At 44.5% G+C, this 24,255-nt stretch carries 19 protein-coding genes; 2 read left to right on the top strand and 17 right to left on the bottom strand.

The genetic code is table 11. The features are described 5' to 3' along the window. Positions 1–63 precede the first annotated feature (63 nt). The 15 genes from pyrD to Q5L94_RS02545 all read right to left on the bottom strand — a co-directional run bounded on the left by pyrD (position 64) and on the right by Q5L94_RS02545 (position 20,550). Positions 64–1,068, bottom strand: coding sequence for a quinone-dependent dihydroorotate dehydrogenase (pyrD, locus tag Q5L94_RS02615; RefSeq protein WP_317496923.1), 1,005 nt, complete (start codon positions 1,066–1,068; stop codon positions 64–66). Then, positions 1,068–5,915 (bottom strand): NAD-glutamate dehydrogenase, encoded by a 4,848-nt coding sequence (locus tag Q5L94_RS02610; RefSeq protein ID WP_317496922.1) that lies wholly within the window; start codon positions 5,913–5,915, stop codon positions 1,068–1,070. The genes pyrD and Q5L94_RS02610 overlap by 1 nt, the downstream gene beginning before the upstream one ends. A 196-nt stretch (positions 5,916–6,111) precedes the next feature. Then, positions 6,112–6,339: a DUF2835 domain-containing protein gene (locus Q5L94_RS02605; protein WP_317496921.1), complete on the bottom strand. Its 228-nt coding sequence runs from the start codon at positions 6,337–6,339 to the stop codon at positions 6,112–6,114. A gap of 23 nt (positions 6,340–6,362) precedes the next feature. Then, positions 6,363–8,954, bottom strand: a complete 2,592-nt coding sequence (pepN, locus tag Q5L94_RS02600) for an aminopeptidase N (RefSeq protein WP_317496920.1) — start codon at positions 8,952–8,954, stop codon at positions 6,363–6,365. A gap of 59 nt (positions 8,955–9,013) precedes the next feature. Further along, positions 9,014–10,468 (bottom strand): Na+/H+ antiporter NhaC, encoded by a 1,455-nt coding sequence (gene nhaC / locus Q5L94_RS02595; RefSeq protein WP_317496919.1) that lies wholly within the window; start codon positions 10,466–10,468, stop codon positions 9,014–9,016. Positions 10,469–10,480: 12 nt separating this feature from the next. Continuing rightward, positions 10,481–11,866, bottom strand: a complete 1,386-nt coding sequence (locus tag Q5L94_RS02590) for a sodium-dependent transporter (protein ID WP_317496918.1) — start codon at positions 11,864–11,866, stop codon at positions 10,481–10,483. A 110-nt stretch (positions 11,867–11,976) separates the two neighbouring features. Further along, a complete protein-coding gene (prc, locus tag Q5L94_RS02585; RefSeq protein ID WP_317496917.1) occupies positions 11,977–14,034 on the bottom strand; it encodes a carboxy terminal-processing peptidase in 2,058 nt (685 codons plus the stop codon). A gap of 9 nt (positions 14,035–14,043) precedes the next feature. Next, entirely contained in the window at positions 14,044–14,670 is a 627-nt protein-coding gene (gene proQ, locus Q5L94_RS02580; protein ID WP_317496916.1) for an RNA chaperone ProQ, read from the bottom strand. Beyond that, the gene (locus Q5L94_RS02575) at positions 14,663–14,953 is read right to left on the bottom strand and encodes a hypothetical protein (protein WP_011234518.1); all 291 of its coding nucleotides are present in this window, start codon (positions 14,951–14,953) and stop codon (positions 14,663–14,665) included. Before Q5L94_RS02575 ends, proQ begins: the two co-directional genes overlap by 8 nt. Position 14,954: 1 nt before the next feature. Continuing rightward, the gene (locus Q5L94_RS02570) at positions 14,955–15,428 is read right to left on the bottom strand and encodes a GAF domain-containing protein (RefSeq protein ID WP_317496915.1); all 474 of its coding nucleotides are present in this window, start codon (positions 15,426–15,428) and stop codon (positions 14,955–14,957) included. Next, a complete protein-coding gene (locus Q5L94_RS02565; protein WP_317496914.1) occupies positions 15,425–15,724 on the bottom strand; it encodes a YeaC family protein in 300 nt (99 codons plus the stop codon). The genes Q5L94_RS02570 and Q5L94_RS02565 overlap by 4 nt, the downstream gene beginning before the upstream one ends. Before the next feature lie 3 nt (positions 15,725–15,727). Then, the gene (locus Q5L94_RS02560; protein WP_317496913.1) at positions 15,728–16,057 is read right to left on the bottom strand and encodes a hypothetical protein; all 330 of its coding nucleotides are present in this window, start codon (positions 16,055–16,057) and stop codon (positions 15,728–15,730) included. Between the two features lie 130 nt (positions 16,058–16,187). Beyond that, positions 16,188–17,864: an AGCS family amino acid carrier protein gene (locus tag Q5L94_RS02555; RefSeq protein WP_317496912.1), complete on the bottom strand. Its 1,677-nt coding sequence runs from the start codon at positions 17,862–17,864 to the stop codon at positions 16,188–16,190. A 45-nt stretch (positions 17,865–17,909) separates the two neighbouring features. Beyond that, entirely contained in the window at positions 17,910–19,037 is a 1,128-nt protein-coding gene (locus tag Q5L94_RS02550) for a M14-type cytosolic carboxypeptidase (RefSeq protein WP_110013102.1), read from the bottom strand. A gap of 67 nt (positions 19,038–19,104) precedes the next feature. Next, positions 19,105–20,550, bottom strand: a complete 1,446-nt coding sequence (locus Q5L94_RS02545) for a glyceraldehyde-3-phosphate dehydrogenase (protein WP_317496911.1) — start codon at positions 20,548–20,550, stop codon at positions 19,105–19,107. A 189-nt stretch (positions 20,551–20,739) separates the two neighbouring features. Here Q5L94_RS02545 and Q5L94_RS02540 point away from each other — a divergent pair, with 189 nt between their 5' ends. Beyond that, positions 20,740–21,495 (top strand): DUF2989 domain-containing protein, encoded by a 756-nt coding sequence (locus tag Q5L94_RS02540; RefSeq protein WP_317496910.1) that lies wholly within the window; start codon positions 20,740–20,742, stop codon positions 21,493–21,495. On the opposite strand, the gene msrB is transcribed toward Q5L94_RS02540, so the two are convergent. Beyond that, positions 21,477–21,878 (bottom strand): peptide-methionine (R)-S-oxide reductase MsrB, encoded by a 402-nt coding sequence (msrB, locus tag Q5L94_RS02535; protein WP_317496909.1) that lies wholly within the window; start codon positions 21,876–21,878, stop codon positions 21,477–21,479. The genes Q5L94_RS02540 and msrB overlap by 19 nt on opposite strands. Before the next feature lie 103 nt (positions 21,879–21,981). On the opposite strand from msrB, the gene pyk reads away from it, so the two are divergent. Then, positions 21,982–23,412 (top strand): pyruvate kinase, encoded by a 1,431-nt coding sequence (pyk, locus tag Q5L94_RS02530; RefSeq protein ID WP_317496908.1) that lies wholly within the window; start codon positions 21,982–21,984, stop codon positions 23,410–23,412. Here the strand turns inward: pyk and Q5L94_RS02525 are convergent. Continuing rightward, positions 23,409–24,254: a DUF6279 family lipoprotein gene (locus Q5L94_RS02525; RefSeq protein ID WP_317496907.1), complete on the bottom strand. Its 846-nt coding sequence runs from the start codon at positions 24,252–24,254 to the stop codon at positions 23,409–23,411. The genes pyk and Q5L94_RS02525 overlap by 4 nt on opposite strands. Position 24,255 lies beyond the last annotated feature (1 nt).

Genomic DNA, 24,255 nt, shown 5'->3' with positions numbered 1-24,255 from the left:
ATGTTAGCCTTTATTATTAGAAGAATTTAAGCTTTGCGATAAGATACTAAAGTCACTTAACCATTACAAGTGACTAACAATTGAGCGAATTAGCCCTGGACCTTGATAGATAAACCCAGTGTAAATTTGTACCAGGCTAGCTCCTGCTTTGAGTTTAGCTTCTGCCGACTCAGCTGAATCGATACCTCCAACGCCAATCACCGGTATTTTTCTTTGCAAAGTTTTATACAACAACTCTATCACTCGAGTACTTTTATCCTGAAGTGGTTTACCGCTTAAGCCGCCAGCTTCACCTGCCTGACTGCTTTGCAATCCGTCACGCGACAACGTTGTATTGGTGGCTATTACGCCGTCCATTTCATTTTTTAATAATGACTGCGCCATGACTTCAACTTCATGATCTTCAAGATCCGGAGCTATTTTAACTACCAACGGAACATAGCGATCATGCTCTTTTGCCAGAGCGAGCTGAGTAGCTTTTAGCTTGGACAATAAACCATCAAGACTGGAGCCGTGCTGGAGGTCTCTTAACCCCGGGGTATTAGGTGATGAAATGTTAATCGTGACATAGTCTGCGTACGGATAAACTTTATTCAGACACGCAAGGTAGTCATCAATGGCCTGTTCTTCCGGCGTGTTTTTGTTTTTACCGATATTAATACCTAACACGCCTTTATAAGAAGACGCTTTGACATTTTTAACAAGCTCATCAACCCCATGGTTATTAAAACCCATGCGGTTAATAATTGCTTCGTCTTCGGTCAAGCGGAATAAACGAGGCTTATCATTACCCGGCTGAGCTACAGGGGTCACCGTACCCACTTCGATAAAGCCAAAACCCATCTGAGAAAATGCGTCTATACACTCAGCGTTTTTATCAAGACCAGCGGCTAAACCGACCGGGTTAGGGAAATCAATCCCCATAACCCGAACCGGTTTGCTGGCTACGTTTTGTTTCCAAAACAGCGACAACGGTGTGCGATGCCATTTATTCAGGATCCCGAGCATTAATTCGTGCGTTTTCTCAGGATCCTGACGAAACAAAAATGATTTTATTAGGTTGTACATTAACTGATCACTTTAGGTGCACAGTTGTGGCTCAACAGCATAAGCTCGCGCAAAGCAACGGAGAATTTGGCAAACTCGTGGCTCTTCGTTGTGCGGAAGTCTGATAGCATTTGCTGCCAACGAGATAACAACACTTCGTTTTGTTCTATCCACTCGCTGATCATCTTCTCCGGGTCACTGACGTCTGGTGTTGAGCGCAGCACAACTTGAGTTAACGAACGTTGTTGCCAATCGAGCTCTTCACGGAATGCCGCTCTTGCCAGAGCTTGCCAATGGTTCGCCACCGGTTGGTTATTAATTTGTATTAAGAACCAATGTAAGTTTATTTCCGCACCCAAACGGAAGTAAAGCGTACCAACTGTCTTGAATGACTGTCCTGTTTCATTAGCAACTTCAGCAAGATCCATCGCAGAAAATATGGTACTCAAGCTCGCAATGTTTTTTGCCAGCTTGGCCGGGAAGCCGTGCTCTTTGTACTTCTCAATTGTTTCTTCAATGACTTTGGCTTCATCTTCAACCATATACTTAAGGCTGTTTTCGCGTAAGTCGTCAAATGCTCCCATGTAGAAGTCTAAGTGTTCCTGAATACCACTCAGAGCTGGGTTACGGTGGCGCAAGAACCAGCGAGTTGCGCGGCGCACCATACGACGAAGCTGGAATAAAACTTCATTCTGAACTTCTGCTGGCACTTTATTATTCAGCGCTTCAATTTGTTCCCACAGTTCTTCAACTTTAAAGCACTCACGGGCTACTACGTAAGCAGAAGCTATTTCAGCAACTGTCGAGCCAGTTGCCTCCTGCTTGCGGAAAACGAAATTTGGTCCCATATCGTTAACGATATTATTGGCAAGCTTAGTGGCAATAATCTGACCTTTTAGCGGATGAGATACCATGCTGTCAGCAAAACGATCACGTAAGGCCTCTGGGAAAGAGTCAAAAAGTTCACGCATGTGGTACGGGTCTTCCGTAATTTCATCCGTTATCAACTGCTCTTTCAGAACCATCTTTCCGTAAGCGGTAACAATGGACAATTCCGGACGTGTTAAGCCCTGATTTGTTGCCTGACGCTCAACTAATTCATCATCATCAGGTAAAAACTCAAGCTGACGATTTAACGAATGCTCGCGCTCAAGGTGATGAATAAACCGCGTGTATTCTTTCACTTGATCGGTGCCGCGCAACGCTGTTACCGAAATTGACTGTGTTTGTCTGTTACAGTCATCCAGCACAATTTTCGCGACATCATCGGTCATGTCGTAAAGCAGTTTATCGCGTTGTTTCTTCGTCAGCTCGCCGCTGTTAACTAAACCGTTCAATAAGATTTTAATGTTAACTTCGTTATCTGAACAATCCACGCCACCTACGTTATCGACAAAGTCGGTGTTGACTCGACCGCCGTTTTGCGCAAATTCAATACGGCCTAATTGAGTAAAGCCTAAGTTGCCGCCCTCACCGATAATTTTTGCGTTCAGCTCGTGGCCGTTTACGCGCAGTGCATCGTTAGCACGGTCGCCAACATCACTGTCGGTTTCTGCTTTACCTTTTACGTAAGTGCCGATACCACCATTCCAGATAAGATCAACTTTCATCGTTAAGCAGGCTTTGATCAAATCATTCGGTGTCATTGATTTTTTCTGGGTACCCAGCATTTTCTTAATTTCAGGTGTTAGCTCAATCGCTTTTGCACTTCTTGAGAAAATACCACCACCTTTTGAAATCAATTCGCGGTTGTAATCATCCCAGCTTGAACGCGGCATTTTGAATAAACGGTCACGCTCTTCCCAGGATTTTGCCGCATTTGGTTGCGGGTCAATAAAGATATGCAAGTGGTTAAATGCCGCTTGTAAGCACGTGTGCTTGGACAGCAACATGCCGTTACCAAATACATCGCCACCCATGTCACCAATGGCAACACAGGTAAAGTCTGTGGTTTGACAGTCGATACCCATTTCGCGGAAATGGCGCTTAACTGACTCCCAGGCACCACGAGCGGTAATACCCATTTTCTTATGGTCATAGCCAACTGAGCCGCCTGATGCAAAGGCATCACCCAGCCAGAAATTATATTCAGCTGAGATGCCGTTAGCGATATCAGAAAAAGTTGCAGTGCCTTTATCTGCTGCAACAACCAGGTATGGATCGTCTTCGTCGCGACGAACAACACTTTTCGGCGGAACAATTTCGCCTTCAACGATGTTATCGGTAATGTCGAGTAACGCACGGATAAAGGTTTTATAGCACTCTTTACCTTCGACCATCATGCCTTCTCTGTCTTCTGGTAAAGCTTTACAAATAAAGCCACCTTTTGCCCCTACAGGAACAATAACGGTGTTTTTCACTTGCTGAGCTTTAACCAGACCAAGTACTTCGGTGCGGAAGTCTTCACGACGGTCTGACCAGCGCAATCCGCCGCGGGCTACTTTACCACCACGAAGGTGCACACCTTCGACTTTCGGCGAGTAAACAAATATCTCAAACTTAGGTAACGGTAATGGCATTTCCGGTACCAGTTCAGGCAAGAACTTAACCGAAATATACGGTTTGTCGTTGCCCTGCTCGTCTTTCTGGAAGAAGTTGGTACGTAACGCAGCATCTATCAATTCCACATAGCGACGAATAATACGATCGTCATCAAGGTTGGCAACGTTGTCCAACTCGGTATTAATACGGGTATGAAGTGCTTCGAGCTTTTTCTCGACTCCTTTTGTGCCCGGTTCAAACTTGCTGTAAAACATCTTCACAACCAGCTTGGCCAGCAAAGGATACTTACTGAAAGTGCTCTCTATGTAGCTTTGACTGAATGTAGTACCAATTTGGCGCATGTACTTCGCAAACATACGTAAAATAGTCGCCTGACGGCCGTTCATTCCGGCGCCTAGTACTAAGCGGTTGAAGCCATCGTCTTCTAACTTACCTTTCCAGACTAACGCAAAGGCTCTCTGGAAGGTTTCTCGACTTTCTTCCAGATTCAATGAACCTGCCGTATGAAGCATGTGGAAATCGAGAACCCAGTAGACATCACCGTCGCTCGTTTTAATCTGGTAAGGACTTTCGCCGATGACACGTAATCCGAAGTTTTCGAGCATCGGCAATACGTCCGACAGGTGAATCGGCTCGTCTTTATGGAACAACTTCAAATGCAGATGTTTACTGTCGTCTTTTTCTTCCTGAGCACGGTATAACACCATACCCAGTTTATGTTCGTCGTTTAAGGACTCCAGTTGTTTTATGTCTGAAATTGCTACCGATGGTAAAACATCTTCTTTATACGCACGGGGAAATGCCATAGCGTACCGCTTATTTAAACGGGTAGCATTTGCTTCGCCGAAAGTGGATTGCAAAATACGTTCGAAATTGTCTTCCCACGTGCGCGCCGCTTCAATTAAGTTCTGTTCTAATTCTTTCACGTTCACATCCTGATGGTCTTCGCTCAAACGCACGGTATAATGCGTTCTTGCTAACGAAGACTCTGAAAAATAAGTGGTAAAGTCGACGTCGTATTCGGTTTTCAATGTACGCGCCAACACACTTTGAGTTCGTTGACGTAACAAGGTGTTATAGCGCTCTTTTGGCACATAAACCATGCACGACATAAAGCGGCCGAAAATATCGCGGCGCAGAAAAGCGCGGGTCATGTCGCGTTCTTGCATTTGCAACACACCCAAACCAACCGTTAACAGATCGTCTTCTTCTGCCTGCACAATTTCATCACGAGGATAGGTCTCTAAAATATTCAACAGTGCTTTAGCCGCGTGAGACTGCGGAGCGAAGCCTGACATGTCCAATACGCGCGATATTTTCTCACTCACCAACGGGATATCACGTGCACTATTGTTGTAAAAGTTTGCCGAATACAAACCAATAAAGCGGTCTTCACCTACTACTTCGCCATCTTGGTTAAAGCGTTTAACGCCAATGTAGTCGGAGTATGCCGGACGATGGACCCGCGATTTCGAGTTGGTTTTAGTCAACAGTAACAAGCGTTCGTTTTGTGTTATTTCGCGCGCATCTTCAGGTAAGCTGGAAACCAAACGCCCTTTTTCACTAACGGAATTTTTCATTAGCCCCAGACTGGAATCTTTAACCTGTTTGAGTTCGTAGTCCCCTTTCACTGGGGTTAGCTCATAGGAACGGTAACCAGTTAATGTGAAATTATCATTGGCCAGCCACTGTAAAAATTGCTTAATTTCTTTCTTTTCTTTTTTCGAGCCCGGATAAAAGTCGTGATCAAGCTGTTCTGAAACCGACTGCAAACGCTGACGCATAGCCTGCCAGTCTTCAACTGCAAGACTGATTTCTTCCATTACCGACACCAACTCACTTTTTAACGTTTTTATTTCTTCTTTGCTGGTTTGGCGGTCTATTTCAATAAGAAAGACCGTGTCGACATAGTTATCTTCGCTACGGGTTCCGGGTTTTTGTAATTCAGTAACCTGACTATTTTTGTCTCGTTTATGACTCAACGGCATATGCAGTAATAAATGCGATGTAATACCCAGACGAGCCAGTGCCATTCGTACTGAATCAACCATAAACGGCATATCATTTTGAATAATTTCAATAATGGTATGGGGAGACTCCCAACCGTCCGCAGGAACTTCAGGGTTATATACTTTTATCAGTGCTTTATCACCGGGTTTATATTCATTAAAACTATGCCATAAACCCAAAACTGCACCGTACATATCACTATCGTGGCGGTTGGTTAAATCATCACTGGCAATATTACGATATAAGCGCTTGGCAAAATCTGCTACTAAGTGCGCTTGAGAGGCGGGAACTTTCTTATTTATCAATTCAACGACTTTTTCCAGTAAAACCGGAGATTGACTATCGACCAACGACATAATTACAGAGTCCTTGAGGTTGTTGGTGAAACGTCGCAGGCAAGCCCAAATGCGGCCCACGGCCAGAGAATATATGATTGATGTTATTGTCGGACATTTACGCTGGGGTTTCAACGCTTATTCACGCTAAAAACAGGTGTTTAGACCAGATATGGTAAGTAAAATAATATAACTATTTAGTTTAACTGAATGGACTCTATGTTAGCCGTTTTAATCCCACGAACTTTTGCTGTTCATCAACTTGCAAAAGGAAGCGTCCACGCACCCCCTTATTATCAATAAAAGGAATTAAACGACCCGCGGGTAGGGCTACCCGCGTGCCATTAACGGTCGTGACTACAATTTGTTGATAACCTTTACTGTAATAGACATCACAAAATTCCTGGTAGCTCATACTTAGGTTAAAAACATACTCAATGATCACCGTTGGTTAATACCTTTAAATAATTATTCAGTTAGACAACTTTCTATTTTTTCAAATAAGTCACTGGCCAGGTTTGGCAATTGACGTAAAGACTCAAGCTGATTGCGCATTAATTGCTGGCGATTGTCATCATACCGGCGCCAACTGACAAAAGCAGATAGCAGTCTTGAAGCAACCTGAGGGTTACTGGTATTCAGTTGTTGAATGACTGAGCCTATCAATTCATACCCTGCCCCGTCAGCTTTGTGGAACTGCGGTTGATTCTGAGTGAACGCGGCAAGCAGTGAATACACCCGGTTTGGGTTTTTCAACGAAAAATCGGGATGCGTCATTAAATCTTTAACGCGCTCCACCGTTGCGTCGTTATTAGCAAGAGCCTGAGTACTGAACCACTTGTCCATTACCAGCTTTTCGCCACGCCATTGCTGCTCAAACTTATTAAGTAAAGATTCAGCTATAGCATGATTTGCCCAGACTCCGGCCTGCATTGCACCCAGCTGATCAGTCAGGTTATCGGCCTGGTCAAATTGTTGTGTCAACTTATTGGTCGCTGCGTCGCCTAGTTCGGCTAAATAACTTAAACAAACCTGTTTCAGCTGACGTTTGGCTATTTCATCCCCCACTAACTGGTAGGCTTTTTCTGACTTACAAGAACTCAGAAGCTGGCTGAAATCATCCTCCAGCGCAACTGCCAGTTGTTTTTTTAGTGACTTCAACTGGGTATTAATTGCTTCTACCGGAATGGTTTCATAATTATCAGCGATAGTTGAAGCTGAAGGCAAGGTTAAGGCCAGAGCTTTTAGTGCAGGATCGGTATTTGCGCGAAGCAGGTTCCGACACGCATCAATAGTTTGTACCGAAAGCTCAATAGTGGAATGATCATCAATTCCCTTTTCAATTATTCGGGTAAACAACGACTGTGCCGCATCCCAACGACTAAAGTCATCTTTACTATGAGCCAGCAGTACTCGTAGCTCGTCATCGCTTATGGTGCGCTTCACTTTTACTGGCGCAGAGAAATTATCGAATAAGGATAAAATAGGTTCCTCAGAAACATTGTCAAAGGTGAAAGTCGTTTCACTCTCTTTTAAGTGCAGTAAATTATTATCACTTAATAAAAGTTCTTCGCCCTGCTCACTATAGGCTGACCATTTAACCGGGATATGGAAAGGAGCCTTTTGCTCTTGTCCGGGCGTAGACGCGGTTTCCTGTTTGAGCACCAAGGTGAGTTGTTTCGCGTCTTTATCGTAAGACTGCTCCGCTGTAACAACCGGCGTTCCTGCCTGCGAGTACCAATGACGGAATCGACTGAAATCCTCGCCGTTTGCATCTTCCATAGCCTGAACGAAATCTTCACAAGTTACAGCCTTACCATCGTGACGCTCAAAATAAAGCGTCATGCCTTTCTGAAAACCCGATTCTCCCAATAAAGTATGGATCATTCGAATAACTTCGGCGCCTTTGTTATAGACCGTCACCGTATAAAAGTTATTCATTTGAACCACTTTATCCGGGCGAATCGGATGTGCCATGGGACCTGCATCTTCGGCGAACTGATGGCTTCGAATAACGCGGACATCCTGAATGCGGTTGACGGCTCTGGAGCCAAGATCTGAGCTGAACTCCTGATCGCGGAAAACAGTAAGCCCTTCTTTTAAGCTCAATTGGAACCAGTCACGGCACGTCACCCGGTTACCGGTCCAGTTGTGAAAATATTCGTGACCAATAACGGACTCAACGTTAAGAAAGTCCTGATCGGTTGCCGTTGCTGGATTAGCTAAAACATACTTCGCATTGAAAACGTTCAGGCCTTTGTTTTCCATGGCGCCCATATTGAAGAAATCGACGGCTACAATCATATAAATATCCAGATCGTAGACCAGATCGAAACGCTCCTCATCCCATTTCATCGCGTTTTTAAGCGACAACATGGCGTGGTCAGCTCTGTCCAGATTACCTTTATCAACAAAGAGCTCTAAATCAACGGTACGCCCTTCCCGGGTAGTAAATTCATCACGTAACACATCGAAATTACCCGCGACAAGAGCAAACAGGTAACAAGGCTTAGGAAAAGGATCCTGCCAGGTTGCCATATGCTTTCCGTTATCGAGATCCAGCTGCTTTATGCGGTTACCATTTGATAATAAGTATGGAAAATCTGCCTTATCGGCAATAATTGTGGTTGTAAATTTTGCCAGAACATCGGGCCGATCGGGGTAATAAGTGATGCGCCGGAATCCTTCTGCTTCGCACTGCGTACAGAAAGTGTTTTCAGCCAGGTAAAGGCCTTCAAGCGCTTCATTAGTCGTTGGGTTAACGCTATTTTCAATTTCAAGAGTAAACGACTTAAGAGAAGTGTTGAGTGTCAGGCTGTTCTCATCGCATTGATATGCATCCTCGGCAACCTCTTCATTATCGACTTTCAAGCTCAATAAGGTGAGTTGTTCCCCGTCGAGTACCAAAGGCTTTGTATGATCGCCTTGCCGTACAACTTTTAAGACGCTCGTTACCCGAGTTTCTGTTGGATGAAGATTAAAGGTTAAATCGACATCCGTTATTGTGAATTCAGGTTCTTGATAATCTTTACGATATTTAGCCTTTGGTAATTGTGTCATAGCTTCCTTCTGTATTTAGTTCTCTAAGTCGCTTTCTTGCGTACGGCTGTTCGCTCTAATTAGGCTTCAGCCGTTTTATCTTTTGGGTTCAAATACAAGATAGTCCAGCCGGTATAGGCAAGAACTATGGCAATTAGCGGTGTCAGGTAATTAAAGAACGCATAAATGCCGTATTCGAACGGACTCACGGCAAGTACTGAAAACATATAAGCTCCGCATGTATTCCAGGGAATAAGAGCCGATGTGATAGTACCACTGTCTTCCAGAGTACGGGAAAGCACTCTGGGATCCAGGTTTCGACGTTCATACTCTTCTTTGAACATACGGCCCGGCAGTACAATCGCCATATATTGGTCAGCAGTTAATACGTTCGCGCCAAAACAAGTAAAAATGGTTCCGGTCACCAGCGAGCCAACACTCTTAGCTGATTTAAGCATACCGCGGATAAAGCGCTCCAGAAGGCCAACTTTTTCCATAATGGCGCCAAAGGTCATCGCACTTAAAATGAGCCAGACGGTGTTTAACATAGACGACATACCACCGCCGCTTAACAATGAATCAAGATTGGTACTGCCTGTACTCACCGCTACGCCATCTGATAACGCTAACCAAACCACTTTTAAGGCCGCGACCCAGCCCTGTTCTCCGGCTATTTGACTGACCATTTCGGGTTGAAAAATCAGCGCCCACACACCACCGAGCAAGGCGCCGAAAAATACTGTAGGTAGCGCAGGCTTGCGTGTTGCTGCCAAGTATAGCAATACGGCCAAAGGAACTAACATTTCCCAGCCAACGTTGAAGGTTGCGCTTAGTTGCTCCTGCATCAATTCCAGGCGCTGTAAGCTGACGTTGGTATCGGTATTAAGACCAAGAATTAAGAACAAGACTATCGATATAACAAAAGCTGGCCCTGCGGTATACCCCATGTAACGGATGTGAGCGAACAACTCAGTTCCTGCGACCGCAGGCGCCAGGTTGGTGGTGTCAGACAAGGGTGACATTTTATCACCAAAGTATGCTCCGGAAACAATTGCGCCGGCGGCAATACCTGGCTCTAACCCCATACCGGAGGCTACGCCCATTAATGCCACACCAATGGTTGCTGCGGTTGTCCACGAACTTCCAATAGACAGCGCTACCACACCACAAATAATGCAACTTGCCGCATAGAATAAGCTGGGGTTTAGCAGTTCCAGGCCAAAATATATTAAGGTTGGGACCGTACCAGAAAGTAACCAGGTCCCGATTAACGAACCGACGGCAAGAATGATTAACATTGCGCCCAGGGCGACAGAGATCCCCTCGGTTATGCCCTCTTCTATTTGTTCCCAGCTAAAGCCGTTTTTAAAACCTATGATGACAGCAATACCGGCCGCTATTAACAAGGCTATCTGGTTGGGCCCATAAGAAGAATCTTCGCCAAACAAATAAACCGACGAGGACAACATTGCAATTAGCGCAAGTAAAGGAATCAGCGCCTGTAATAAACTGGGTGCTTTTGTTTTATGACTCATTAATTATTCAACCTAAAGTTTTATAAAGCCTATTAGCTGTAAAAAAATAATAATGATAGCGACTGGAGAAATATATTTAACGCACAACAGCCAGACATCGAAAATGCCTTTTCTTGTATCCAGTTCGTCTTTCGTGAATTCAGAACGCATGACCCAGCCCGCTAATAAAGCGAGCAGCAAGCCGCCTAGCGGCAACAGTAAGCTTGATGTCAAAACGTCAATGATATCAAAGAGTGACTCAATTGGCTTACCTAACCACGCAGAATCTAACTGAGCCCAGCCGGAGCCGGCAAATGAATGGATGGTCAACTGCCCCAGAAGCCAAAGTACCCCGGCAGAAACTAAGGTTGCTGGCCAGCGGTTTAAGGAAAACTTTTCTGAAACAAAGGCAACCGATGATTCAATCATGGCGATAGCGGAGGTAAACGCCGCTATAACCAGCATAATAAAGAATACCGTTCCAACAAAACCTCCGGCAGGCATCTCACTAAAAGCTAAAGGTAACGTAGTGAAAATAAGACCCGGGCCTTCACTTGGCGTCAAACCATAACCGAACACCAGAGGAAATATTGCCAGTCCCGCTAATAGCGCGACAAAAGTATCAATGACTGCAATCCAGACACTGGTTTGTACTATAGAGGTTTCTCTTGGTAGATAAGCGCCATACATAATTACAACGCCGGAAGCCAACCCCAGAGTGAAGAAAGAATGACCTAGTGCGACCATAACGCCATTAACAGTCAACTTGCTGAAGTCCGGTTCAAACATAAAGCTAACAGCTGCAGAAAAGTCACCAATACTGCCTGAGTAAAGAGCAATACAAACCAGCAACACAATCATGCATGGGAGAAGCAGTCTAACCGACCTTTCCAGGCCATTCTTAACACCGTTGCCAACCACTAAAATGGTTGCGACAACAATCAGGCTATGCCACATCATCAACTCGCCGGGCGATGCTTGCAATGCATCAAAGGTTTTTCCTACGGCTTCGGCAGATGCATTAGTAAACACACCTTGTGCGGCTTTAAAGACATAAGCCAGTGCCCACCCCGCTATAACCGCATAGAAACTTAAAACCAAATAACCGGTCAACATTCCGAGCCAACCAGCAACTTGCCAGGCAGAATGCTTACCTGACTCCAATGCGACAGACTTAGCGGCATAGCCTGGTGAGTGTCGGCCACGACGGCCTATAATCACCTCGGCCATCATAATGGGAATGCCGATAGCTAAAATACAAAGCAGGTACACCAGAACAAAGGCACCGCCCCCGTTCTCTCCCATAACGTAGGGAAACTTCCAGATATTGCCTAAACCAACAGCCGCTGCTGAAGAGGCCAGTATAAAACTTAACCGACTTGACCATCGGCTTGATATCGTCTGATTATTTGTTGTCATTATTATTAATCGTTTGTGTTCATTAACGCACTATATGACCACAAAACAGGGGGCTATGACAAGCGCACAAAAAAATACCGCCGTAAAGGCGGTATTTTTAAAAGGTTTATTTAATTCGAGGCAAGTTGATTTTTATCAATATAATCAAATGCAACTAAAGCGGCTTGATCGAGGACGGGATCTACCTCGGTAAATTCTTCAGGGGCATCTTCGATACTCTCGATTGGCTCTTTACCAGCACGTTTCAAACGTTCGTTAACTCTCTCAAGTTGCTTGTTTTTCTGTTGCTCTTGCTTCTCTTCTCGTTCAGTTAACACCAGGCTGACCCATGTTTTATCTTTTTCTTGTCTATAACGCTCTATCTCTTCAAATATATAAGAAAACTCAGGGTCGTCTTCAATTCTCTGATTTAACTGTTGTTGCAACTCTTTTACTTCAGCATTGTTAATTTCACCAACGGGGCTGTAGCTCGCTTTATCTATTTTATCCCAGGGTAACGCGTTATCTTCTTTGCTTTCACCCCAGTCTGAAGCCTCAACAAACGAAGGGAAAACAACGTCTGGTTGAACACCTCTTAACTGCGTACTGCCGCCATCTATGCGATAGAATTTCGCAATCGTATATTGAACACTGCCAAGTGGCTTGTCATAGAAATCGAAACGTCGAGCCAGTCCACGATGTTGTTGCACAGTACCTTTGCCAAAGGTATTTTCGCCGATAATTAAGGCACGTTCGTAGTCCTGCATCGCGGCCGCAAAAATTTCTGATGCCGATGCACTGTAACGGTCAACCATAACGAACAATGGCCCGTCATAGTATGTTTTACCGTCTTTATCTTCACTAACATCAATACGTCCACGGCCGTCGCTAACCTGAACTACAGGACCTTTATCAATGAATAAACCGCTTAAGCTAATGGCTTCGGTTAACGCACCACCACCATTACCGCGCAAATCTACCACCAAACCTTCTACGTCTTCGCTTTGTAGATCTTCTATCAGCTTTTTCACGTCAGCGGTCAGGTTGTTGTAAAACCCGGGAATTTCGATAACACCAAGACGACGACCTTTATAAGGCCCCTCTTCGAACTCTTTGACTTCGGCTTTTGCGGCACGGTCTTCCAATTTGACCTTGTCACGGACAATTTCAACTTCACTAGGAGTACCACCGGCACCTTGGCTGGCTTTTAAGACCTGCAAACGAACGGTAGTGCCTTTGGGACCTTTTATTAACTCGACAACATCGTCCAGACGCATACCAATAATGTCAACAAACTCTTCTTCATCTTCACCAGAGCCCTGACCGACAGCGATGATTTTATCCTCTGGAGAAAGCTCATCGGTTTTATCCGCAGGGCCACCAGGAACTAAACTGCGAATAATTGTGTAATCATATTCTGACTGAAGTACAGCGCCAATTCCTTCCAGTTCAAGATTCATATTTTGCTGGAATCGCTCTGAATTGGAAGGCGAAAGGTAACTTGTGTGCGGCTCAACTGAACGGGCAAACGCGTTCATAACGGTTTGAAAAACATCTTCGCTTTTCGATTTTGTCAGTCGGTTTAATGCACTGTTATAACGCTTACCGAGTGTCTCAACTATCTCAGGCCACTCTTTACCGGCCAGTTTCAAATTAAGCGCATCGTATTTAACGCGGCTTTGCCAAAGATCATTCAGCTCATCTTTAGATTCTGCCCACTCAGCATCTTCGCGGTCATAATAGTATTTGTCGCCCTCAACCGAAAAATCCATCGGTTTTTCTTCGTCCAATAAAGACAGAGCATATTCGTAACGCTGGAAACGGCGTTCAAGACTTTTCTGATAAATGTCGTAAGCAACGTCAAGCTCGCCCCGTTTCAGCATGTCATCAAATAAATGACGATACTCCTGTGCGGCTTCTACATCTTCTTTTAGCAGAAACATCTTGCTGTAATCCAGCAAGTCAAAGTAGCGCTCATGAATTTGCTCAGATAACTCGTTATCCAGGGTCAGGCTACTGAAATGATAACGGGTAAAGTAGGACGCAATACGCTCACTGGCTGTATCATGCTGAGCTTCCTGCTCTAACTCTGGTAATTCACTGATCTTGTGCTCTGGCGGTATGGCAACCGCAGCAGGAATAACACACATCAGTGCCAATGCACATTTCTTTACAGCCCAGTGTTTCATTGACTACTCCTAAGCGCGCAGAAAAATCTTATCTGCTTTAACTTTCATAATTAAACCGTTTTGCAACTGAACCTGAACGTCGTCCTTGTCCAGTTCTAAAACTGTTGCTGACATGGGGGTGTTCCCCGCTTTTACCTGAACCTGTTGACCAACAGAAAGCTTGTTGAGTTCCACATCAGCCAATTTAACTTTTGGTTTGGCCGGTTTTTTTGTGGCTTTCGGTTTAGCTTTTGCTGTATTTTCAGGTTTATCTTTAGCCGGAGTTTTTTTAGCGGTAGCCTTGTTAGTTGCTTTGTTTTTCTCTGCAACTTTAGCTTTAGATTCTTTTAAAGTCTCTTGCGCATGCTGCTGGTGTTCTTCTGTAACAGCTTCAACCTGCTCACCATCCAGATTCACTCGCTGAGCACCGCTCTTAACACTGTACAGGTACCGCCAGCTATTAGTGTAATGACGCAGAGCTGTTCTTAAACGTGTCTTACTTACTTTGTCATCGTCCTCAAGGCGTTTCGCCAAATCTTCAAAAATACCAATTTTTAAAGGTTTAGCGTCGCCTTTTATCGTAAAACAGTCTGGAAACTGTTCGGCTAAATAGACAATGACATCTTTACTTTTCGTCAGCTTTTCAGGTTCACTCATTCCATTCTTCTTCCTGTTCGCGGACAACTTTCATTAAGTTTCGAACATAGTCGTCCATTTCATCAAATGACAAATCTAGCAATGCAGGCTCTTCAATCCAGTCGTACAACGTACGGCGAACCATTTCTTCAAGCTGCTCTGTTGTATCGTCATCCTCTCGTAATGCATTAATAAGATGCAGCATTTCATTGATTTTATCAGCGGCTTCTTCTTCATGCTCTTCAAAGAAAATAACATCTTGTTTGGTTACTAAATAACTGTGAATATCGAATTCAACAAACATACTATGATTGCACCCCTTGCCAATTCAGAGTTTGGCAGTAGTCAGCAATGGCCTGAATAGCTTTTGCGTCTTCTTCACTGAAGCGCCCCACAGACGGGCTGTCGACATCCAGCACCGCAACGGTTTTACCATTAACGACGATGGGTGCAACAACTTCACTGTTTGATGCTGAGTCACAAGCTATATGTCCGGCAAATTGGTGAACATCTTCAACTCTTTGGCAGGTTTGGGTTTCTGCAGCAACACCGCAAACGCCCTGTCCAAACTGAATACGAACACAAGCAACACGTCCCTGAAAAGGACCTAGCACCAGCTCGTTATCAGAACGGGTAAGGTAAAAACCTAACCAGTTAATGTCCTCAATGCGCTCGTAGAGTAGCGCAGAGATATTCGCAAGATTTGCAATTAAATCAGGCTCACCTTCTGTTAAAGCCCGGCTTTGGGCTAATAAGTCAGAATACAGCTGAGAGCTCATAATTCGCCTTCTTGTTGGTCGAGTTTGAAACGAGCAATTTGTTCTCCAGAGTCAGTTTTGAACTGCTCTTTTAATTCCCGTTTGGTTTTTGTAATTATTTCGCCGTTAGCACCAATAGTAAAAGCTTCCTCAGTGCTCGCATATCTCGCCTGATAAGCCATAACCAACTGAATGGAGTTTTCACGCTGCTCATCAGTTAAACGATTACCATCTGGCCATTTACCAGTTTCTACTGCCTGAACCAGACGCTCGTAAATGTCCTGATTCATGCTTTTAATTAAGTCGTCGAATTGCATAGTTTACCGCTTTTTCTTTTTTAAAAAGACAAGCTGCACACGGTTGACTATAAACCAAACTAGCCCCCCGACCATTAACCCAACGGCAACGCTGTATTGCCACGTTTTAGGCATGGGTTGCTGAAGGAATAAATAAGTAAAAGCGGCAATCGATATCAGTAAGGCGAGCATTGAACGGGAAACCAGCTTATCGGATTTTTCTTGCTTTATCCGTATGGCTTCACGCTCTATATCATCTTTAGACTGACCGGCCAGAACAAACTGGCAATGCGGGCACTCTTTTGCTTTGCTTGAAATTCGTTTATTACACGAAGGACATTGTGTTAACGCCATAAACTACCTATGTCTTATGCAGTCCTTGCAATATAAGGCTTTTGCTCTCAATTTCAAGCATTGCGAGGGAATAAAAAATAAAACGGCCAACTTTGGGTTGACCGTTTTGCTTTAATTGGCGCTTATTCTATTACTTTTTCTTGTCGGCATCGCCAAAGTCTTTCCAATAAGACTTAACCGTTGACTTCATTTCCTTGTGAAGCAAAATCATCCCCAGCAAGTTGGGGAGTGTCATTAGGACAATAGCAACAGCGGAAGCTGTCCAAACGAGAGTCGTATCTGCAAATGACGCCCAGAAGAAGCCCGATACATAAAGTATACGGTATGGCATAACCCCCTTTTGGCCGACCAGATAAACAACTGCCCTGTCACCGTAGTACGACCAGGCTATTGCGGTCGAAAAAGCAAACATTAGCAGAGTAATGGGAATAATGTACTGACCGTAGTCTCCAAAATACCCATTAGCAAAAGCCAGCGAGGTCAGAGCCGCGGAATGTACCAGTGACTTTCCGACAACTTCAATATCCTCTTTAATCAAGTTACCATTTTCAATTTTTACCTGGCCATTGTAAGCATCTTCTCCGGCAATAATGAAGCGCACGTCTTCAGCAACCGAGCGCGCATGTAAAATAGTGATTTCACCATTAGTCTGCGCTTTGCCATCAACAACATTCAGTGTACCCGAATAGCGTTTAATTTCAGTATCGTCATAGTCGTTCAGATATCTGTAAAGCTCTTTACGGTCTTCTTTGTCAACATCATTATACTCACCAACAACGAAGTCCAGATCGCTTCTGGCAAAGTTATTTTCAAACTTCTCAGTCCACACCCCGGAAGATAGAATAACCAGACCAGTTAAAGTACAGATTAAAATGGTGTCCAGGAAAGGTTCAAGAATTGACACCAAGCCTTCAGCAACAGGATCTTTCGCTTTTGCTGATGCGTGAGCAATAGGTGCAGACCCCTGACCCGCTTCGTTAGAGAATAAACCGCGGTTTACGCCACGGTTAAACGCATAAGCAAAGCTGGCTCCTAAAAAGCCGCCTGCCGCTGCAGAACCGGTGAATGCGTTAGTGAAAATAGAAGAAAAAGATGAGCCGATATTATCGATATTGAAGAAAATAACGCTCAAAGAACCAATGACATAAACAACTCCCATAATAGGAACGATTTTTGAGGTAACCGCCGCTATTCGCTTGATGCCACCAATAATGACCATTGCCAGCAAAATAGAGAGTATGGCTCCGGTCCAGACCGGTTCAATTGAAAACGTCTGCTCCATTGACTGCGCAATGTTATTAATTTGCGGCATATTTCCAGTGCCAAAGGAACTGATAATAGTTGCAATGGCAAAAATAACCGCTAACCATTTCATATTCAGTCGGCGGTCCATGTAATACATTGGCCCGCCAGCCATACTGCCATCTTCGGTTTTTACACGGTATTTGTGCGACAAGGTCACTTCCACAAACTTGGTAGTCATACCGAGGAATGCCGTCACCCACATCCAGAAGATGGCCGCCGGCCCCCCCAGGAATATCGCAAGTGCAACACCACCAATGTTACCAGTACCTACAGTACCGGATAATGCCGTTGATAGCGCCTGAAAGTGACTGGTATCGCCTTGTGAGTCTTTTTTATCGAATTTTCCGGCTAATACTCTCCAGGCATGTCTGAAATAGCGCACCTGAGGAAAACCAAGATACAAGGTGAAAAATAAACCCACACCGAGCAAAAGAAACGGGAAATAAGACGCAGAGCCTAAAAAACCGTCAATCCAAAGCAAAAAATTGTTGAGCACTTCCAAGGAAGACCCCCTTTGTTGTTATTATTTTGTGATCCAACTCTAGTTTTAACGCAATTTTGGGGAGACTGCCAATATTGCGGTTAAAACATCTTCTCCTAAACGCTGACAACGAGCTACTGACCAGCCGAAATCTTCGTCAGGTAAGTCTGCATTGTCTTTAAACGGCATTTCCAGCGTATACGATAAACACTTGAAGCGCTCACCCACCGCAGAGTTTGCGACGGTCATATTCGCTTTACCCGGCTCATCCAGTTCATAACCGTATTGAGTCTGAAACTCCGGAGTTGCAGCTAAAAAGGCTGATTTAAAAGTTTCTTCTAAGTCTTTGTGGCGCTCGTCATATGAAGGAATACCTTCACAGCCCGCGACAAAGTTATAAGGCAAAGCTTCATCACCGTGCACATCAAGAAACATATCAACACCAGTTTCCTGCATGCGTTTTAGTACATAAAAAACTTCCGGGCTTTTCTCCAGGCTTGGTTCTGCCCATTCGCGGTTCAGGTTCGTGCCAACAGCGTTCGTCCGAAGATGTCCACGAACACTACCATCCGGGTTCATGTTTGGTACGACATAAAAAACGTTTTCGTCTAACAACTTACGGGCAACGCCATCTTCGTCGTCCAGTAAACGTGTAATTAAGCCTTCCATAAACCATTCAGCCATTGACTCACCCGGATGCTGGCGTGCAGTCACCCAAATGGTATTTTTGTGCTCAGCGGGTTCACCTATAACCAATAAGTTTAATTCACGACCATCTATCGTTTCGCCTAATAGCTCGTGATAACAGTCAATTGACTGTTGAGCTGATTGAACCAGGTCTTGATGACGCTCGTACGAATAAGGAATGAAATACGCATAATAAACGCTTTCTTGCTCTGGTGTATGACGAATAGTCAGTTCTTTGCCATTGTACTCCGTCGGAACCCGGAACCAGGTCTCACGGTCGTATGAGGCAAGGGCCTGGTATTCCTTCCAACCATCGGGGTAAGCAGAATCAGATGCATTTTCAATCGTCATCACGTGCTCTTCGCCGGCTTCAGCAAACAGCTTAAAATGGAACCATTGGTAAAAATCAGACTGATGATCTTTTTTGATTGCTAAACGAATGTTATCGGCATTGTCTGAGCTGATAACTTGAATATTGCCACTGTCAAAGTTTGCAGTGATATGCATACTTCACCTTTATGTATTGTTTCTGAGAAAGTGAGTAGAAAAAAAGCGCCCGCAGGCGCTTTTTCCATTATTTGGGTAAATTAGGAACCTTAAGTCCGGCCATAGCTTCAGCCACACGAACAACCTGGCAACTATAACCAAATTCGTTGTCATACCAAACGTACAATACAGCTCTGTCGTCTTCTACTATAGTTGCCTGAGAATCAACCACACCAGCATGACGTGAACCCACTAAGTCTGAAGAAACAATTTCAGTCGAAGCGGTATAATCAATTTGATTAGTCAACTCGGAATGCAACGAAACTTTACGCAGATAATCGTTTAATTCATCACGACTTGTCGACTTTTCAAAGTTCAGGTTCATGATTGCCATTGACACATTCGGGGTCGGCACGCGAATGGCATTACCTGTTAACTTACCTGCCATTTCCGGCAGCGCTTTAGCAACAGCTTTAGCCGCACCGGTAGAAGTAATAACCATGTTTAGGGGCGCTGAGCGACCACGACGTTCGGCGGTATGGTAGTTATCAATCAGGTTTTGATCGTTAGTGTACGAGTGAACCGTTTCTACGTGACCGTTACGAATACCAAACTCATCATTTATTGCTTTAAGCACAGGTGTAATCGCATTGGTCGTGCAGCTTGCTGCAGAAACAATTTTATCACTGTCTTCGATCATTTTATCGTTGACGCCAAACACGATATTTTTGATATCACCTTTTGACGGTGCTGTCAGAAGCACTTTATCAACACCTTTTGATTTCAGGTGCAGACCCAGACCATCTTCATCTTTCCAGATACCGGTATTATCGATAACAATCGCGTTGTTAATACCGTACTGGGTATAATCCACTTGGTCCGGCCCATTAGAATAGATCACTTTAATACTGGTACCATTAGCTTTGATGCTTTGACTATCATGATCGACGGTTATTGAACCGTTGAATAAGCCATGGATTGAGTCACGACGCAATAAACTTGCTCGCTTTTCTAAATCGCCATCGCGACCACCTCGAACGACAATGGCACGTAAGCGCATCTTATTGTTGCCACCATTACGTTCAATTAACTGACGAGCCAATAAGCGCCCTATACGCCCAAAACCGTATAAAACGACATCGCGTGGTTCAATATTATCTTCTGAGTCAATGATATCTGCTAACTCACGTTTGACGTAATCTGTAACCGATAAGCCATCAGCTTTATCACCAAACAAGTAGCCATAGGCGAGTTTGCCCAAATCAACGCGTGCCGGAGACAGTTTAAGTTCTGCCATAGCCTGCAAGAACGGAAAGCTCTCGCGTAAACGAACTTTCTGCCCTTCGTGACGAAGAATAAGACGGTGTGCCTTAATTATATTAATGGTCGATACGTTTAATAATGAACGGCCATAAACCAAAATTTCAACACCGAAGTTCCGGTACAACTTCCCGAGCAAAGGTTGCATCTGCTCGGCGAATTCCTGACGTTCCTGCCAACTTGATAAGGTTGGATCTTGCTGGTTAGAGTTCATAGTGAGCCCTGTCCTCTATGGTAATGTCTGTGAGCTTATAAAGTACTACACTTAAAAACCGCAATATTGTACTTAAAAGCTTGGCATGAAGCCAATTTTACGGAACAATTGTATTTCACTAAAAAAATGTTGGTATCTATGTTCAAAAAAATTGTCATTACATGTGCAGCTCTCGTCTTAACAGGATGTATGGAAGGGAAACCTTCAGTCCGTGAAATCTGCGAGTCTAGTCCTGCTATTTGTAGCGACTTAAATACCGATAACTGGTGTAATGTAGAACGTAGTAAGCTGATTTACAGTCGTTACGAACGCAGTCTAAGCGATACGAACGAAAACCAGTACTTTGTCATGCGGGATCTGCAAGAGTACTCAAAGTGTATAGAACTGGCCGCAACGCTTGAAATGACAAAATCCAGAGAGAAGCAGTCTGAACGTTTAGAAGCCTTTATTAACTCCCGAAAAAATATAGAGAAGCTTGCTGACGAAACCACTGATTCCGATCACCCTCTATGGCTATATTGGCATTGGGCCAACCGAGGCGATCAAGGTGCACTGGATGAACTACTGGCGATAGAAGGCACCAAAAAGATGGAAACGCCTGAGCTCAAACTCGCGCTGGCCACCTATTATACCAAAAAAGACTCTCAAAAAACCTTTGAGCTTCTTTACAGTGCATTACGACTTTATCGCCCCGATGACAAGGTTAACCCGGAAATACCTTCAACGTTAGTTTCTATGTATTTAAAAGAAGGTAATGGTCCCGAAGCTTATGTCTGGTCCCAGGTTGCCTGGCAGCTCGGTCAGAAAAACCTGGATAAAAACAGCATGAAATCAATTGTTAATGCCAGCAAAGACCAATACGACGACTGGGATGATCGCGCCGAAGAGATTGTCGATAAACTTAAAGCCGGCAAATTTCGCGGTTACTATTCGTCGTCTTCGTGACGCATCGACAGTGAATTAACACAATACCGTTGTCCGGTTTCTGTTGGCCCGTCGTCAAATACGTGGCCTAAATGACCACCACATTGACTGCAGAGTATTTCAGTACGGGTCATGCCATGGCTTGAATCTTTTACGTAGTCAATCGATCCTTTAATGGCTTCATCAAAGCTTGGCCAGCCGCAATGCGCATCAAATTGGTGTCCGGCTTCGAAAAGTTTCTGACCACAACCGGCACAACGGTAAACGCCCTCTTTATCACAGCTTAAATATTTTCCTGAAAAAGGCCGCTCAGTGCCCTGTTCTCTTAATACATAATAAGCTTCATCGCCTAATATTTCGCGCCACTCCTGTTCACTTTTGTTACTCCATTCATGTTCACTCATGTTTTCTTAACTCCTTTATCTTTCAATTAAATTTCGTACTACTGTAACAGTCCATGTGCTAAACTTAAGCTTAAATTCATGGGTAAATTTGCTGAGGTTTTGCATGCTTCGTCGTACCAAAATTGTGACTACTCTCGGACCTGCTACAGACTCTGAAGAAACACTCAGAGAACTAATTAAAGCCGGTGCCAATGTTGTTCGTTTAAACTTTTCTCACGGCAATGGTGACGATCACAAGCAGCGCGCCTCTATGGTCAGAAAAATTGCCCGGGAATTAAACGCCCATATTGCCATTTTAGGTGACTTGCAGGGCCCCAAAATTCGGGTTGCCCGCTTTCAACAAAAACAAATTACGTTAGCTGTCGGCGATAAGTTCATTTTAGACGCTGAACTTGGAAAAGACAGCGGCGATCAGGAACGTGTTGGCCTGGACTATAAAGACCTGCCAACAGATGTCAGTCCCGGAGACCTTCTTTTGCTGGATGATGGTCGTATCCAGTTAAAAGTTGAAAACATTGATGGTAGCCAGGTAAAAACAGAAGTCACCGTTGGCGGCGTGCTTTCTAATAATAAAGGTATTAACCGTCAAGGGGGGGGCTTGTCAGCTGCCGCATTAACAGAAAAAGATTTAGCGGACATTAAACTGGCTGCAGAAATCAACGTCGACTACCTCGCGGTTTCATTTCCCCGTTCTGGCGATGACATTAATCAGGCTCGTCACTTGCTCCGGGAAGCCGGTGGACAAGGCGTCTTATGCGCTAAAATTGAACGTGCGGAAGCGGTTGCCAGCGAGCATGCATTAGATGACATCATCAGAGCATCCGATGCCGTTATGGTTGCCCGCGGTGATTTAGGCGTCGAGATTGGTGATGCGCAATTAGTGGGTAAACAAAAGCAGATTATTTCGCGTGCACGCCAATTAAATCGTGTGGTTATTACAGCGACTCAAATGATGGAGTCAATGATTGAGAACCCAATGCCAACCCGCGCCGAAGTGATGGATGTTGCTAATGCCGTACTGGATGGCACAGATGCCGTCATGCTGTCGGCTGAGACGGCTGCCGGGAAACATCCGGTAGCAACGGTAAAAGCCATGGCTGAAATATGCCTCGGTGCTGAAACACATCCAACCGCTCAGTTGCGCCATCAGGATCTGGAAGAAATGTTCTCCAGTATTACCGAGGCGACGGCTATGTCTGCAATGTACGCAGCCACCCACTTAAACGGGGTCAAGGCTATTATAGCGCTAACTGAATCTGGTTTTACCGCTAAGCTTATGTCGAGAATTACTTCTCACTTACCCATATTTGCATTATCCCGCCATCCGCAAAGTCGCGACAAATCAGCTTTGTACCGTGGTGTTTACCCTATAGATTTCGATTCTACCAGTGTCAGTAATCCGATAACTGAAGCTATTGAGGTAGTGAAAAAGAGTGGACATATAAAAGCCGGTGACTTGATCATACTGACCCACGGAGATGTAATGGAAACCGTAGGCTCAAGTAACACTTGTAAGATGATAGAAGTTCGTTAATCGTTAAAATCATCAATTAAAGAGTCAAGAAGGTCGATATATTCATCGGCCTTTTCTATCACTTTTTTGCGTTGTTCCCCAGTCAGGCTCTGATACATATCCCATAAAAACGCTTTGCGAAACTGGCTGTTTTCATCCGCTTTTTGCTGAAGTTCTTCGCTTCTTAATTGTTGGGGGTCAAGAATTAATGCTGATAACCTATCTTCGTCTATCGTTTGCCTCAGCAACGCTTTCTCAAATTCACCTAACCAATTTGAGCGATAGCTTAACCATTGTCCACGTAATTCAGGGGAGTCAGCGACCCAGCTGCGTAATAACTTATCCTGTTCTTTAGTCAGAGAACCAATAATACCTTCCAGGTCCTCTTCTACTTCCGAAATACGATCCAAACTTCTTAGTATCGGGTTTTCTTCCTGGTCATCCTGAAAACGCTGGTAACGGTCTTCCTGCGCCTCTTCTAATCGACGAATGAGCTGTTGCCGCTGCTTGAGTGAAAGGGTCGCTAATAAACTCGCTTCTGCTTCTGTTCGGACTAAAACGTTGTCCCAGTATGCCCATAAACTATCTTCAAAATCGCTGATATCCTTTTTTTTCAGGGTCTGCTTGTCGACTTTATTTCTCAGTTTTTTCAGTTCATTTCTGTACAACGGAAGCTGAGTTTGTGCGTGCCAGAGATGGATTTCATCAACTTTCTCTGCTAGCAGCTCTTCCTGCTCACCGGTTAAGTCAACGTAATCCTTTACTTTCCACTCAACCAGAGTGTCAGCAAACTTGTAGCCAAGGTTCGCTGTGCACCCGACTATCAGGATTAAAAAGGTTATTACTGCCAGCAGTCGATACATG

This window comes from Idiomarina sp. Sol25 (assembly GCF_033052775.1).
GTDB lineage: Bacteria > Pseudomonadota > Gammaproteobacteria > Enterobacterales > Alteromonadaceae > Idiomarina.
Note: the sequence above shows the minus strand (reverse complement) of the source record. Positions and strands in the feature narration are given on the sequence as shown.

Coding starts and splice junctions, on each gene's coding strand:
- pyrD (WP_317496923.1), bottom strand. CDS start 1,068: ATGTACAACCTAATAAAATCATTTTTGTTTCGTCAGGATCCTGAGAAA.
- Q5L94_RS02610 (WP_317496922.1), bottom strand. CDS start 5,915: ATGTCGTTGGTCGATAGTCAATCTCCGGTTTTACTGGAAAAAGTCGTT.
- pepN (WP_317496920.1), bottom strand. CDS start 8,954: ATGACACAATTACCAAAGGCTAAATATCGTAAAGATTATCAAGAACCT.
- nhaC (WP_317496919.1), bottom strand. CDS start 10,468: ATGAGTCATAAAACAAAAGCACCCAGTTTATTACAGGCGCTGATTCCT.
- Q5L94_RS02590 (WP_317496918.1), bottom strand. CDS start 11,866: ATGACAACAAATAATCAGACGATATCAAGCCGATGGTCAAGTCGGTTA.
- prc (WP_317496917.1), bottom strand. CDS start 14,034: ATGAAACACTGGGCTGTAAAGAAATGTGCATTGGCACTGATGTGTGTT.
- proQ (WP_317496916.1), bottom strand. CDS start 14,670: ATGAGTGAACCTGAAAAGCTGACGAAAAGTAAAGATGTCATTGTCTAT.
- Q5L94_RS02575 (WP_011234518.1), bottom strand. CDS start 14,953: ATGTTTGTTGAATTCGATATTCACAGTTATTTAGTAACCAAACAAGAT.
- Q5L94_RS02570 (WP_317496915.1), bottom strand. CDS start 15,428: ATGAGCTCTCAGCTGTATTCTGACTTATTAGCCCAAAGCCGGGCTTTA.
- Q5L94_RS02565 (WP_317496914.1), bottom strand. CDS start 15,724: ATGCAATTCGACGACTTAATTAAAAGCATGAATCAGGACATTTACGAG.
- Q5L94_RS02560 (WP_317496913.1), bottom strand. CDS start 16,057: ATGGCGTTAACACAATGTCCTTCGTGTAATAAACGAATTTCAAGCAAA.
- Q5L94_RS02550 (WP_110013102.1), bottom strand. CDS start 19,037: ATGCATATCACTGCAAACTTTGACAGTGGCAATATTCAAGTTATCAGC.
- Q5L94_RS02545 (WP_317496911.1), bottom strand. CDS start 20,550: ATGAACTCTAACCAGCAAGATCCAACCTTATCAAGTTGGCAGGAACGT.
- Q5L94_RS02540 (WP_317496910.1), top strand. CDS start 20,740: ATGGAAGGGAAACCTTCAGTCCGTGAAATCTGCGAGTCTAGTCCTGCT.
- msrB (WP_317496909.1), bottom strand. CDS start 21,878: ATGAGTGAACATGAATGGAGTAACAAAAGTGAACAGGAGTGGCGCGAA.
- pyk (WP_317496908.1), top strand. CDS start 21,982: ATGCTTCGTCGTACCAAAATTGTGACTACTCTCGGACCTGCTACAGAC.
- Q5L94_RS02525 (WP_317496907.1), bottom strand. CDS start 24,254: ATGTATCGACTGCTGGCAGTAATAACCTTTTTAATCCTGATAGTCGGG.